Origin of the sequence: Martinezella lusitana (assembly GCF_010668395.1) — a bacterium.
GTDB lineage: Bacteria > Pseudomonadota > Alphaproteobacteria > Rhizobiales > Rhizobiaceae > Rhizobium > Rhizobium lusitanum_A.
In genome coordinates this window covers 413,974-427,194 of record NZ_WUEY01000004.1, presented here as the reverse complement: position 1 = coordinate 427,194, position 13,221 = coordinate 413,974, and the positions used below count along the sequence as shown (strand labels likewise).

The window sequence follows — 13,221 nt, the reverse complement described above, 5'->3', positions numbered from 1 at the left end:
TTTATATGTTATAAGATCACATTGGATTGCGGATGGCCGAGCCGGCGGCCGGCTCAAGCCAGCGTCGTCGCATCGAATGCATCGACGTCCTCCAGCAGCTCGACGAGCCCGTTGACCGCGTGCGCAATCAGCCTTTCGCCCTTTGCCGCCGTCGCAGCGCCTGCATTGCCGGCGACGCCCTGCCTGTTCAGATCGGACATCTTCCAGCCGAAGGCGTGGGGACCGTAGGCGCGCAGATGCCTGAAGCGCCCGGTGAACTCCGACTGGCGGGAGGGGAAGTTTTCCGCCTTCGACATGTCCACCTTCTCCGGGTGAAGCGCGAGCATGACCGAGGTCTCGATATCGCCGCCATGGATGTCGATGGCCTTGTCTTCGGGCGCGATCAATCCGTCCGGTATGCCGAAGCGCGTCCAGCTGGTTGCTACCGCCAGCATGTGGAAGCGCACGCGCGCTTCCGTTGCGACGATGGTCATCAGCGGAGAGTTGCCGCCATGGGCGTTCAGCATCACAAGCTTGCGGATGCCGAGGCCTTCCAGCCGTTCGGCGATGCCGAGCCAGCGCCTGACGGCTTCGTCGAAGGCCAGCGTCTTCGTGCCGGCGACGTCCATATGTTCGATGGAATAGCCGACGGACTCGACGGGCAGGAAGGTGACGGGTAGATTGGCTGGAAGGGCAACCCTGAGGCGCGAAACGATTCCCCCGGCGATCAGCGCGTCGGTTTCGAACGGGAGATGCGGCCCGTGTTGCTCATAGGCGGCAAGTGGCAGCACGGCAATCCATTTTGCTCGTTCTTGCGGTGTCAATGTTTCATCATTGTCATCGAAACATGGCAAAGGATGCGCCATCTGAGAGTGTGCCTCTTGTTTATGTCAATAACCTGCGCAATGTCATAGCGTGATGGCGTAGCGACGAAAAGGTCAGCGGAATCACGATGGGCAAGAAGAACAAGGTCGGGAAGAAAAGTAAGTCAGGTAAGAAGAAGGATCACCGTGACTACACGCTTGCCGATCTGTCGCCGGCACTGACACAGGCGGCGCGTTCCATGCGCACGGCGATGACCCGCAGCCTGACGGCGAGTGGCCTCTATGCCGGGCAGGACGGCGTCATTCTCGCATTGGCTGCAAATGACGGGCTTCCGGCAGGCTCGCTGGCGCAGAAACTTGGCGTCAAGGCGCCGACCATGACGCGCACCATCGGCCGCATGGAGGCGCAGGGCTTCGTCGAACGGCGGCCGGATGCCGAGGATGCGCGCCTGACCAAGGTCTATCTCACCGAGACCGGGCGAAACAGCGTCAGCGAGATCGAAAGCTCGGCGGCGAGCTGCGACGAGCTGGCCACGCGCGGCTTCTCCGAAAAGGACATCCGCTCGCTCGTGCGCCTGCTCAAGACGATCGAGAGCAATCTCCAGGCCGGGGATGACGACGAGGACGAAGACGAATTCTGAGAATCCCCGAGAATTCGTGTTGCGCGACGTGATTAAAGCTTTTAATTAAATATTTTAAATTCCGGTATCATAAAACGAAACGGAATATGTTTACGGCTGCGTTTCACGGGGAGGGGCGCGTGGCGCAAAAGATAAAGCTTTCTACGATTGCGGAAACGCTCGGCATTTCAACGGCAACGGTATCTCTGGCCTTACGCGATAGTCCGCTGGTTGCGGTCAACACGCGCGAGAAGATCAAGGACCAGGCCCGTGCGCTGGGCTATATCTACAACCGCCGCGCGGCGAGCCTGAGGACATCGCGATCGGGCATCATCGGCGTCGTCGTGCACGACATCATGAACCCTTTCTACGGGGAAATCCTGAAGGCGATCGAAAGCGAGCTCGACCGCAGCCGTCATACGTTCATCCTCTCCAACCATTACGATTCGGTCGAGAAGCAGCGGACTTTCATCGAGACGCTGCTGCAGCTGGGCGGCGACGGCGTCATCATGTCGCCGGCGATCGGAACCCCGCCCGAGGATTTCGAACTGGCCGAGGAAAACGGCATGCCGGCCATCCTGGTCGCCCGACAGATCGAGGCGCTGGATCTCCCGACCTTTCGCGGCGACGACAGCTACGGCATTTCGCTTGCGACCAATCATCTGATCAGCCTTGGCCACCGCTCGATCGCGATGATCGGCGGCACGGACCAGACATCGACCGGCCGCGACCGCTATCAGGGCTATGTGAATGCCTTGCGCAAGGCGGGCATCGAGGTTGATCCCGAGCTGCGTATTCCCGGCGCCCGCTCCAAGCAAGGCGGGTTCGAGGCGGCGGTGCATTTCCTGTCCTTGCCGCAGAAGCCGACGGCGGCCGTCTGCTGGAACGATCTGGTCGCCATCGGGCTGATGAACGGCATTTCCCGCGCCGGCCTTGTGCCGGGGAGGGACATTTCGGTGACCGGCTACGACGATCTGGAAGAGGCGGCGATCGCGACGCCGGCATTGACCACCGTCTGGAACGGTCAGGCCGAGGTCGGAAGGCTTGCAGCGCGCGCGCTTTTGGATAGGTTGGCGGGAAGCCACGAGCCGGACGGTATTCATCTTATCAAGCCCGAGATGCGTATCCGCCAGTCGACGGCTCCCTACAAGGCTCGCTAAGCGGTTCGGCTCTTCGCGGAATTCCTGAACCGTTCCATCTCATTGTTTACGCAATTCCGGACGGAAAACCGCTGCGCACTTTTCCCGGGATTGCCTGAATAGCGCCGAACCGTGTCTCAAGAGGAAAGATCCATGTCCGATAATCGCATCGCCGTCCTCGTTCCGGGGAAGATACATCCGCGTGTTCTCGAAAGGCTCGAAAAGCAGTTCGATATCGTGTCCGTCGAGCGCGATGGCGGCCCGAAGGTCGACGGGGAAATTGCGGCCCGCGTGCGCGGCGTCGCCGTTTCCGGCGGCTTCGATGCCGCCTGGATCGACGCCCTTCCGAATATCGAGGTCATCGCCAATTTCGGCGTCGGCTACGACGGTATCGACGTCAAGTACGCGGCATCCAGGGGGATCGTCGTCACCAACACGCCCGACGTGCTGAACGATGAGGTTGCGGATACCGCGATTGCCCTGCTGCTGAACACGCTGCGGCAGTTCCCGAAGGCGGAAGGCTGGCTGCGCGACGGGCGCTGGGTGAAGGACGGGGCGTTTCCGCTTTCGCCCTTTTCCATGAAGGGCCGCCGCGTCGGCATCTACGGTCTCGGCCGCATCGGTCTGGAGATTGCGAGGAGGCTGGAGCCGTTCAAGGTGAAGATCGGCTACCACACGCGCTCGCCGCGCGACTCGCTGCCCTACGACTACTATCCGACGCTAAAGGAGATGGCGCAATCGGTGGATACGCTGATCTCCATCGTGCCGAAGACGCAGGAAACGCACAAGGTCATCAATACGGAGATCCTGTCCGCGCTCGGACCGCAGGGCGTGTTCATCAATGTCGGCCGCGGCTGGTCCGTCGATGACGAGGCGCTGATCGCCGCCCTCGGCAACGGAACGCTGGGTGCGGCCGGCCTCGATGTCTTCTATGACGAACCCAATGTCCCGGCCGGCTATCTCTCGCTGCCGAACGTTTCGCTGCTGCCGCATGTGGCGTCCGCCTCGGTGCCGACGCGCAACGCCATGGCCGATCTTGTCGCCGACAACATCATCGAATGGTTCGCAAAGGGCCGGCCGCTGACGCCGGTGCCGGAAACGCCGGTCAAGCCGCGCGGCTGATCACACGGCTTTTTGCTGATAGGGAGCGGCGGCGAGCCGCTCCTTGCTTGCCGCGTAGTCGCGCACGGCATCGCCGAAGGCTACGAAGAGCTTGCGCGACGGCGAATCCGTTTCCGCCCAATATTCCGGATGCCATTGCACGCCGACGGCAAAGGCCTTGGCGCCGATAACGGAAACGGCTTCGATCGTGCCGTCTTCGGCCAGCGCCTCGACCTGCAGCTTCGGAGCGGTATCGGCGATCGCCTGACGGTGCAGCGAGTTGACGCGCACCTCGCCAGGCCCGACGACGCGGGCGATACAGGAGCCTTCCTTGACGAAAACGCTCTGGCGGATGGAATACATCGTATCGCGGTCGACATTCTGCGGCTTGCGGTGATCCCAGATGCCGGGCTGCTCCTGGATCTCGCTTGCAAGCGTTCCGCCGAGCGCAACGTTCAGTTCCTGAATGCCGCGGCAGATGGCGAGCATCGGAATGGCGCGGTCGATGGCGCGGCGAATAAGCGGGAGCGACGTCGCATCGCGCGCCGGATCGAAGGGGCCGTCGCTTTCGCGCGCTTCCTTTCCATAGAGAGACGGATGCACGTTACTTGCCGAACCGGAGACGAGCAGTCCGTCGACCCGGTCCAGAATGGCGTCCGCATCATTGTCTTCTTCGAGCGCCGGAACGATCAGCGCCATCAATCCCGCAGCCTTCACGGCGGCGCGGACATATTGCAGTTGCACCGCGTGCCAGTTCGCGCCGTCGAACTCGCGGATGTCGGCGGGAATGGCGATGATCGGTCTGGACATTCAGGGCTCCGGAAGCTGCGAAACGGTTGTGCATCGAAACCTCTGGATGACCATGATGTCAATCCGAGGGCAGGTGCACGCGCCATGAACTTACGCGAAGACGGCCCGACCGGCAACGCGCAGTGGTCTTGATCGGGCTTTGTTTCCCGTCGTTACGCGGATGTACAGGAATCGCCATAATGCGGTGCAAGAGCAAACTTGAAAGACCGTGTGCGGCATGGTTAGTTCCATCGCTTGCGCCGTGACGGGGAGCGCGCCGCTCTCCAGCAATGCCGTCCGTATGGGAGAATTCGATGGATCGCCGTTCCTTCATAAGGCGGGCAGGCGCCGTTGGCGCAGGTGCTGCAGCCTCCGCGCTCGCAAGCCCGGCCCTTGCCCAGGAATATCCGAAGATCACCTGGAAGATGACCTCTTCCTTTCCGAAGAGCCTGGACACGATCTATGGCGGTGCGGAAGATATCGCCGCGCATGTGTCCGACGCGACGAACGGCAATTTCGTCATCCAGACCTACGAGGCCGGCGAAATCGTGCCCGGCGCGCAGGCCGCCGATGCGGTGAGCGCCGGCACTGTCGATGCGGCGCATACCTGCTCCTACTATTTCTCGGACAAGGACCCGACCTATGCCATCGGCACGGCGCTGCCGTTCGGCCTCAATGCCCGGCTGACCAATGCCTGGTTCTACCAGGGCAACGGCAATAAGCTGATGAACGAATTCTATGCCACACAGGGCATACTGGGCCTGCCGGCCGGGAACACCGGCGCCCAGATGGGCGGCTGGTTTCGCAAGGAAATCAACACGCTCGATGACCTCAAGGGCCTGAAGATGCGCATTGCCGGCCTTGCCAGCAAGGTCATCGAGAAAATCGGCGTGGTGCCGCAGCAGGACATTCCGGTCAACGGTGTCTACGATGCATTGAACAAAGGCACGGTCGATGCGGTCGAATGGGTCGGCCCCTATGACGATCTGAAGCTCGGGCTGCAGAAGATCGCCAAATATTACTATTATCCGGGCTGGTGGGAAGGCGGCGCCGTGGTGCACGCCTTCTTCAATCTCGAAAAATGGAATGCCTTGCCGAAGAACTATCAGGTGATCCTCACCGACGCCTGCGCCTTCGCCAACACCAACATGCTGGCGAAATACGATGTGAAAAACCCTCAGGCGCTCAAGGACATCGTGCAGCAGGGCGTGACGTTGCGGCCGTTCAGCCAGGAGATCATGGAGGCCTGCTTCCAGGCAGCCAGCGCGCTTTACGCGGACCTCTCCAAATCGAACGACTATTTCAAGCGCATCTATGAGGATCAAGTTGGCTATAAGAAGGATGCGTATCTTTGGATGCAACTTTCAGAGTATACTTTTGATACATTCATGATGATTCAGCAGCGAGCGGGTAAGCTTTGATCGTATTATATAAGTCTTTAGTGATATCTTGTTTTGCTCATCGGTGACTGAATATTATATCCACGGTAGAGTGCGATGGGAGTGACTGCACTAATACGATGCGGATCGCAATCTAAATTCAACGTAAGTTACCGGTATGATTGGAAAATCTGTACAGATGCGTGCTATTTGGGCAATCAAATTTTAAAAAGTTTCAACTAGGGTGTCCGCCGCATCAGGGGAAGTCTGAATGAAGCCTCCAAGCCCGGACACCGTGCCGACGGATGTTTATCTGTCGTTCGTCAGTTCGCTTTTCGGAAACCGTAAAACACTCTTTACGGGCGTGTTCGTTCACATCCTCACATATGTCGTCGTTTTTCTCAGCACGCATGCAAGCATCTATCTCGTCCTTTGCCTGGCTTTCGCCGCCGTGTTCGGCTTGCGCATGTATTCGTTCTGGCTGTTCGATGCGGCCGACAAGCATAGTTTCAAGCGCGCCGATATCGCCAGATGGGAAACGCGCTATGTGATCGGCGCGGCCGCGACGGCCTCCATCCTCGGCATCGGAAGCGGCTATGCCATCCTGATCGTGCAGGATCCGCTGGCGGAATTCATCTGCATCGCCGTCACGATGGCGTCGATGGTATCGATCGTCGGCCGCAACTACGGTTCGCAGAAGGCGATCGATCTGCAGACGCTTGCCTGCTGTCTTCCCATCATCATCGCCTGCCTGATGTCGCAGCAGCTGTACAAGGCGATCGTTTCGGTCATGCTCGTCCCGTTCGGGCTGACGACCCGCGCGATGGCGAACGGCGTGCGGGAGTTTCTCTACAAGAACGTCATCGCCTCGCGTGAGATATCGCTGATCGCCGACAGGTTCGACACGGCGCTCAACAACATGACGCACGGATTGTTCATGCTGGATGCCGACAACCGCATCCTCGTCGTCAATCGCAAGGCCTGCGAGCTTCTGAATTTCGCGCATCCGGAACAGCTCAAGGATTGCGAATTCGATGTCGTCCTGCGCTACGGCGCGCGCAACGCCTTCATCGATGGATCGCTGCCAGGGCTTATCCAGCGGCAGATGGCGCAACTTGTCAGCGGTACGCTGTCACGCACCCTCATTCAGTTCAACGAGGACCAGTTTCTGGAGTTCTCGGCCAGTCGGCGCGCGGATGGGATCGTGATCCTGATCTTCGAGGACGTGACGGTGCGCATCCGGGCAGAGCGCAAGATTCTGCATATGGTGCGCTATGATCCGCTGACGGGATTGCCGAACCGCGAATATTTCGTCGAACTGGTCAAGGAAAGGCTCGCTACGCGCACACGGGAAAGCCAGATCGGGATCCTGGTTCTCGATGTCGACGATTTCAAGCATGTCAACGATACCAAGGGGCACATTGCCGGCGATCGCCTGCTGGTCGCCATTGCCGAGCGGCTGAAGGAATTCGCTGGCACCTCCGCGATCGCCGCACGCCTTGTCGGCGACCAGTTCATGCTGTTCTTTCCGAATGAGGGCGGTGCGCCCGGTATCGATAGCCGCATCCGCGAACTGCACGCGGCGATGACGGGCACGTATGACGTCGATGACAACAGCTTCCGGATTTCCTTCAGCGGCGGATATGTGGCGATGTCGAGCCGGGAATTCCGGCCGGAGGAATGGCAGATCAAGGTCGATCTGGCGCTGTTCGATGCCAAGTCGCGGATGAAGGGCGGGTGCAGTGCCTTCGAACAGGAGATGGATGCGCGCTATGTCGAGCGCCAGAAGCTGAAGGATGATTTGCGCGAAGCCGTGGAAGCCGGCAAGCTTCACGCCGTTTACCAGCCGATGTTCACGCCCGACGGTTCGCGCATCGACTGCTGCGAGGCCCTGGCGCGCTGGATTCATCCGGAAAAGGGCTCGATTCCTCCGAATATCTTCGTGCAGGTCGCCGAGGAGATGGGGATCGTTGCCGGCATCACCCGCTTCATGATCAACCAGGCTTGCCGGGACTGCGCTTCATGGCCTGAACCGCTCGCCGTCTCGGTCAATCTCTCGGCGCAGGATCTGCGCAGCGACGATATCATCGGCATTGTCACGGAGGCGCTCGAGGCCTCCGGTCTTGTGCCTTCGCGGCTGCATCTCGAAGTGACCGAAAGTTGCCTGATGGACGAAGTGGCGACCGTCCGATCCATCCTTGCCGATTTGCGCAGCAAAGGCATCACGATCGCGATCGACGATTTCGGCACGGGATTTTCCAGCCTCAGCTATCTCGATTCGCTGCCTGTGGACGTCGTCAAGATCGATCGGTCTTTCGTGCGCGACATCACCACGGACAGCCGCCGTTTCAAGCTTCTGTGCGGCATCGTCGATCTTTCCCGCGCCCTCAGCCTCCATATCGTGATCGAGGGCGTCGAGACGCTGGAGCAGCTGGCGCTTATCGTCGAGAAGAATCTGGCCGACATCATCCAGGGCTATGTATTCTCCGCGCCCGTGTCGCACGAGCAGATCGTCGAGATGGTCGACAATCTCAGCCGCCGGCTGCCTATCGTGCGGCAGGATCACGTCGCCTGACGTGACGAACGGCCGCGCGTCTTTGTTCCGATTAGCACAGCGGCCTCGCAGGCGGTGGTAGCAAGGCGCCGCTGCAGTCGAAGAGGACGCTCGTTCAGCGCATCCCGAGCGGCTTGTCGGGGCCAGAAATCACGCACCCCCCGCTCGTTTTTAGTCTGGTGAAACAGCCGGATTCATCCCGCCTAGTCCTGTCGGCAAAGCAGCGAAAGCTCGATCGCTCTCGCGCAGCCAAATCTATACCGGTATTGGTTAAAGAAATTAACCTTAATGGATGAATAGTTAATAAAAGTTAAATCAAATATTGATCAAGTTCTCCGTTACTACCATTAATGTTTCGTTAACCATTACGGAACATGAACCATGACTCATATGAGTGCTTTGCAAGACAGCTTCGCCGGCAAGCTGATGGCGGTGCTCGATCACGTAGAATACCGCCGGATCGAAACCAGCGAAGACATGGAGGATGTGGCGCGGCTGCGCTACAAGGCCTACAAGTCGCGCGATGTCTTGCCAGTGGCGGCCAAGAACTTGATCGATGACATCGATTTCGATGATCACGCCTATGTTTTCGGAGTTTATTACTTCGAAGAACTGGTGAGCACGGTGCGAATACATCATGTCACGCCGGACCATCGCATATGCCAGTCGACCGGTATCTTTCCCGAGGAGATCCACGCCTTCCTCGATGCCGGCATGACGCTGATCGATCCGGCACGCTTTGCCGTCGATCCCGATTTCGAGCTGGACTTGCCGGCTTTGCCCTATCTGACGCTAAGGCCTGCGATCGTCGGCGCGATCTATTTCAACACGGATCGCGTCATGCAGCACATCCGTCCGGCGCATGCGGCCTTTTACAAGCGCGTCTTCTATGCCGATACGGTCGTGCCGCCACGCATGACCAAGACCTACGGTTTCGAGCTGACGCTCCTGGCGTCCCGCTCGAAGGAGATTCGCGGCAAGTTGATGAAACGATATCCGTTTTTCGATTCGGAACCCTACGAGCGGCGAATGATGTTCTCCCGCGGGGAGGATACCGGCTCGCCGCCCCTGACCATTTTGCCGACGGCGCGGCTGGCAAGCGGAGGCCGGCGCGAAATCCGCGGGCAATTCGGTTAGGCTGCGCGCGCCGTGCGACCTTCTCGTGCATTGCATTTTTCCTCGCTTTGTGTAACCCCTCGGTAGAGGAAATTCGGTTGCGGCATCTCTTTGCGGGATGCCGCGGCTTTTGAGGACAAACTCCAGCCGCCAGATCCAGGTGATCTGCCGGAGGAGAGGATTGAGGGGAGATTTCTGAATGGCCGAACATCATACCGGACCGGTCGAAACCGGCGCTGCCATGGACTACAAGGAGCATGAGAAGACCTACAATCTTTTCGTCTCGGGCGCCAAGGTCGGATCCGCGATCGTTGCTGCGTTGCTGATCGCGATGGCGGCCGGCTTCTTCGGTCATGCCGGCTTCCTCGGCGGCATCCTTATTTTCATCGTTCTTTCCATCGCCAGCATCATCCTGTTGCGCTGACGTTCCAGGGCTGATCGACGCCGGTCCTTTCTGGTCCGAGCCTTCCCGTGATTCTGCAGGCTGCATCGCCGCCGTGTTCAGGCGTGCCGCCGTTTGATGCGAGGTATTGTCGTTGAGCAATCTGGTTTTCGTGGCCAAGGAAAGCGTGGCGGAAGAGACGCGTGTCGCGGCTTCCGTCGAGACGGTGAAGAAGATGAGGAACCTCGGCTTCGATGTCGTGATCGAAGCCGGTGCCGGCACGCTGTCGCGCATTCCGGATGCGGAATATGAAGCCGTCGGCGCGCGAATCGGCTCCATCGGCGATGCGAAGACGGCCGACGTCGTTCTCAAGGTCAGGCGGCCGACAGGCAGCGAGATCGCCGGCTACAAGAATGGTGCCGTCGTGATCGCCATCATGGATCCGTATGGCAACGAGGCGGCGCTTGCGGAAATGGCGCGCGCAGGGCTGACGAGCTTTGCCATGGAGCTGATGCCGCGCATCACGCGCGCGCAGTCGATGGACGTGCTTTCGTCGCAGGCCAATCTGGCCGGCTATCAGGCGGTCATCGAGGCTGCGGCCGTTTATGACAGGGCGCTGCCGATGATGATGACCGCGGCGGGCACGGTGCCGGCCGCCAAGGTGTTTGTCATGGGCGCCGGGGTTGCCGGCCTGCAGGCGATCGCCACGGCACGGCGGTTGGGAGCGCTGGTCTCCGCAACGGATGTGCGCCCGGCCGCCAAGGAGCAGGTCGCCTCGCTCGGGGCGAAATTCATCGCCGTCGAAGATGAGGAGTTCAAGGCGGCGGAGACCGCCGGCGGCTATGCCAAGGAAATGTCCAGGGATTATCAGGCGAAGCAGGCAGCTCTCGTTGCCGATCATATCGCCAAGCAGGATATCGTCATCACCACGGCGCTGATCCCCGGCCGGCCGGCGCCGCGGCTCGTCAGCCGCGACATGCTGAAGGCGATGCGTCCGGGTGCGGTCGCGGTCGATCTCGCCGTCGAGCGCGGCGGCAATATCGAGGGCGCCGAATACGGGACGGTGGCCGAAGTCGAGGGCGTCAGGGTGATCGGCTATCCCAACATGGCGGGCCGGATCGCGGCCAGCGCCTCCGCCCTCTATGCCAAGAACCTCGTCACCTTCCTGGAAACGATGGTCGACAAGGACAGCAAGAGCCTCGGCCTCAACCGCGCCGACGAGCTGATCAAGGCGACGATGCTGACCGACGGCGGCGAAGTCGTGCACCCGAATTTCGTCGACCCCGATCAGCCGACGGTCAACAAGGGAGGTCTCTGAGATGGCCAGCCAAGCAATGGAGCAGGCACTCCGGCAACTGAACGACGCCGTGTCCGCCGTCACGACCGCCGCCGCACAGGCACCGGAGGCTGCGAGCGCCGCGACGGGCGGGGCGGTCGATCCCTTCGTCTTCCAGCTCGCGATCTTCGTGCTGGCGATCTTCGTCGGCTATTACGTCGTCTGGTCGGTGACGCCGGCCTTGCACACACCATTGATGGCGGTGACGAACGCCATCTCCTCGGTCATCGTCGTCGGCGCGCTGCTGGCCGTGGGCATTTCGGCGAGCGGCCTTGCCACCGGCTTCGGCTTCGTGGCGCTGGTGCTCGTTTCGGTCAATATCGTCGGCGGTTTCCTTGTCACCCAGCGCATGCTGGCGATGTACAAGAAGAAAGACAAGTGAGGGCGGCATGCTGACCAATATCGCGGCCTTCCTCTACCTGGTGTCCGGCGTCCTGTTCATCCTGGCGCTGCGTGGCCTCTCTCACCCGGCAACCAGCCGGCGCGGCAATCTCTACGGCATGATCGGCATGGGCATCGCCATCGCCACCACGCTGGTTTTGGCAACGCCATCCTTCGGCGGCTTCGTGCTGATCGTTCTCGGTCTTGCCATCGGCGGCGGAGCAGGGGCCTATATCGCCCGCGTCATTCCAATGACGTCGATGCCGCAGCTTGTCGCCGGCTTCCATTCGCTCGTCGGTCTCGCAGCCGTCCTCGTGGCCGCTTCCGCGCTCTATACGCCGTCTTCCTTCGGGATCGGCGACATCGGCCATATTCATACGGAAGCCCGCATCGAAATGGCGATCGGCGTCGCCATCGGCGCATTGACCTTCACCGGCTCGATCATCGCCTTCCTGAAGCTTGACGGGCGCATGTCCGGCAAACCGATCCTGCTGCCGAGCCGGCATATCATCAACGCGGCCCTGCTTATCCTGATCGTGTTCTCCGTCATCAGCCTGGCGGTCAGTGAAAGCCACTTCGCCTTCTGGGCCGTCGTCGCACTGTCGCTGGCGCTCGGGGTGCTGCTGATCGTGCCGATCGGCGGCGCCGACATGCCGGTCGTCGTATCGATGCTGAATTCCTATTCCGGCTGGGCCGCCGCCGGCATCGGCTTCACGCTCGGCAACCTGGCGCTCATCATCACCGGCGCGCTTGTCGGGTCTTCGGGTGCGATCCTGTCCTACATCATGTGCAAGGGCATGAACCGCTCCTTCATCTCGGTCATTCTCGGCGGCTTCGGCGGCGAGACGGTATCGGGTGGGGCCGACAATTCCGATAAGACCGTGAAGCTCGGCTCGGCCGAGGATGCCGCCTATCTGATGGCGAATGCCTCCAAGGTCATCATCGTGCCGGGCTACGGCATGGCGGTGGCGCAGGCCCAGCATGCGTTGCGCGAAATGGCGGACAGGCTGAAGGCGCACGGCGTCGAGGTGAAATATGCCATCCACCCCGTTGCCGGCCGCATGCCCGGTCATATGAACGTCCTGCTCGCCGAAGCCAACGTCCCCTATGACGAGGTCTTCGAGCTCGAGGACATCAACTCGGAATTCGCCCAGGCCGATGTCGCCTATGTCATCGGTGCAAACGACGTCACCAATCCGGCGGCGCGCGACGACAAGACCTCGCCGATCTACGGCATGCCGATCCTCGATGTCGACAAGGCCAAGACCTGCCTGTTCGTCAAGCGCTCCTTAGGCTCCGGCTATGCCGGCATCGACAACACGCTGTTCTACAAGGACGGCACGATGATGCTGCTCGGCGACGCCAAGAAGGTGACCGAGGAAATCGTCAAGGCGATGAACGAATAACACGCAGCGTCTATGCTCGGTTCCCGCGCCTTGGGGTGGGGACTGAGCCGAGCGGTGAGCGGCCTGGATTGCCATCGCGGCCTGCTGTGTGGCTCTCTGGCTCCGGTGGCGTCATCGTGGAGGCCCGTGCGACGTTTCGCCGGGTCGCCGAATTGACCGGCAACGAAAGAGAACGTGCTTTTTTTCCGGCGCGCGTCGAGGTTCCCCTCAGGCGG

At 60.6% G+C, this 13,221-nt stretch carries 12 protein-coding genes; 10 read left to right on the top strand and 2 right to left on the bottom strand.

What is annotated here, in order from left to right:
• Nucleotides 1-53 precede the first annotated feature (53 nt).
• The gene (locus GR212_RS12080; RefSeq protein ID WP_163986799.1) at nucleotides 54-845 is read right to left on the bottom strand and encodes a creatininase family protein; all 792 of its coding nucleotides are present in this window, start codon (nucleotides 843-845) and stop codon (nucleotides 54-56) included.
• 86 nt (nucleotides 846-931) lie between these two features.
• Here GR212_RS12080 and GR212_RS12075 point away from each other — a divergent pair, with 86 nt between their 5' ends.
• From GR212_RS12075 to GR212_RS12065, 3 genes are all read left to right on the top strand, one after another.
• Entirely contained in the window at nucleotides 932-1,444 is a 513-nt protein-coding gene (locus tag GR212_RS12075) for a MarR family winged helix-turn-helix transcriptional regulator (RefSeq protein ID WP_163986798.1), read from the top strand.
• Between the two features lie 119 nt (nucleotides 1,445-1,563).
• A complete protein-coding gene (locus tag GR212_RS12070; RefSeq protein WP_112800582.1) occupies nucleotides 1,564-2,583 on the top strand; it encodes a substrate-binding domain-containing protein in 1,020 nt (339 codons plus the stop codon).
• Nucleotides 2,584-2,715: 132 nt separating this feature from the next.
• Entirely contained in the window at nucleotides 2,716-3,684 is a 969-nt protein-coding gene (locus GR212_RS12065) for a 2-hydroxyacid dehydrogenase (protein WP_163986797.1), read from the top strand.
• Here the strand turns inward: GR212_RS12065 and GR212_RS12060 are convergent, their stop codons facing one another.
• Entirely contained in the window at nucleotides 3,685-4,473 is a 789-nt protein-coding gene (locus GR212_RS12060) for a gamma-glutamyl-gamma-aminobutyrate hydrolase family protein (RefSeq protein ID WP_163986796.1), read from the bottom strand.
• A gap of 293 nt (nucleotides 4,474-4,766) precedes the next feature.
• Between GR212_RS12060 and GR212_RS12055 the strand changes: the two genes are divergently transcribed.
• The 7 genes from GR212_RS12055 (at nucleotide 4,767) to GR212_RS12025 (ending at nucleotide 13,006) form a co-directional block, all read left to right on the top strand.
• Nucleotides 4,767-5,873 carry a TRAP transporter substrate-binding protein gene (locus tag GR212_RS12055; protein ID WP_163986795.1) on the top strand — a complete coding sequence of 369 codons (1,107 nt, stop codon included), beginning with the start codon at nucleotides 4,767-4,769 and terminating at the stop codon, nucleotides 5,871-5,873.
• Nucleotides 5,874-6,102: 229 nt separating this feature from the next.
• Nucleotides 6,103-8,406, top strand: a complete 2,304-nt coding sequence (locus tag GR212_RS12050; protein WP_163986794.1) for a putative bifunctional diguanylate cyclase/phosphodiesterase — start codon at nucleotides 6,103-6,105, stop codon at nucleotides 8,404-8,406.
• Nucleotides 8,407-8,766: 360 nt separating this feature from the next.
• A complete protein-coding gene (locus GR212_RS12045) occupies nucleotides 8,767-9,522 on the top strand; it encodes an N-acyl amino acid synthase FeeM domain-containing protein (protein ID WP_163986793.1) in 756 nt (251 codons plus the stop codon).
• A 178-nt stretch (nucleotides 9,523-9,700) separates the two neighbouring features.
• Nucleotides 9,701-9,925 (top strand): aa3-type cytochrome c oxidase subunit IV, encoded by a 225-nt coding sequence (locus tag GR212_RS12040; protein ID WP_163986792.1) that lies wholly within the window; start codon nucleotides 9,701-9,703, stop codon nucleotides 9,923-9,925.
• 112 nt (nucleotides 9,926-10,037) lie between these two features.
• On the top strand, nucleotides 10,038-11,201 hold the full coding sequence (locus GR212_RS12035; RefSeq protein ID WP_163986791.1) for a Re/Si-specific NAD(P)(+) transhydrogenase subunit alpha: 1,164 nt from the start codon (nucleotides 10,038-10,040) through the stop codon (nucleotides 11,199-11,201).
• Nucleotide 11,202: 1 nt separating this feature from the next.
• Nucleotides 11,203-11,601, top strand: coding sequence for a proton-translocating transhydrogenase family protein (locus tag GR212_RS12030; RefSeq protein ID WP_163986790.1), 399 nt, complete (start codon nucleotides 11,203-11,205; stop codon nucleotides 11,599-11,601).
• A gap of 10 nt (nucleotides 11,602-11,611) precedes the next feature.
• Nucleotides 11,612-13,006, top strand: a complete 1,395-nt coding sequence (locus tag GR212_RS12025; RefSeq protein WP_163986948.1) for an NAD(P)(+) transhydrogenase (Re/Si-specific) subunit beta — start codon at nucleotides 11,612-11,614, stop codon at nucleotides 13,004-13,006.
• Nucleotides 13,007-13,221: the final 215 nt, after the last annotated feature.

Excerpts from the sequence above, each read along its gene's own strand:
- GR212_RS12080 (WP_163986799.1), bottom strand. The coding sequence starts at position 845 with ATGGCGCATCCTTTGCCATGTTTCGATGACAATGATGAAACATTGACA.
- GR212_RS12030 (WP_163986790.1), top strand. The coding sequence starts at position 11,203 with ATGGCCAGCCAAGCAATGGAGCAGGCACTCCGGCAACTGAACGACGCC.
- GR212_RS12040 (WP_163986792.1), top strand. The coding sequence starts at position 9,701 with ATGGCCGAACATCATACCGGACCGGTCGAAACCGGCGCTGCCATGGAC.
- GR212_RS12045 (WP_163986793.1), top strand. The coding sequence starts at position 8,767 with ATGACTCATATGAGTGCTTTGCAAGACAGCTTCGCCGGCAAGCTGATG.
- GR212_RS12060 (WP_163986796.1), bottom strand. The coding sequence starts at position 4,473 with ATGTCCAGACCGATCATCGCCATTCCCGCCGACATCCGCGAGTTCGAC.
- GR212_RS12065 (WP_163986797.1), top strand. The coding sequence starts at position 2,716 with ATGTCCGATAATCGCATCGCCGTCCTCGTTCCGGGGAAGATACATCCG.
- GR212_RS12050 (WP_163986794.1), top strand. The coding sequence starts at position 6,103 with ATGAAGCCTCCAAGCCCGGACACCGTGCCGACGGATGTTTATCTGTCG.
- GR212_RS12075 (WP_163986798.1), top strand. The coding sequence starts at position 932 with ATGGGCAAGAAGAACAAGGTCGGGAAGAAAAGTAAGTCAGGTAAGAAG.
- GR212_RS12055 (WP_163986795.1), top strand. The coding sequence starts at position 4,767 with ATGGATCGCCGTTCCTTCATAAGGCGGGCAGGCGCCGTTGGCGCAGGT.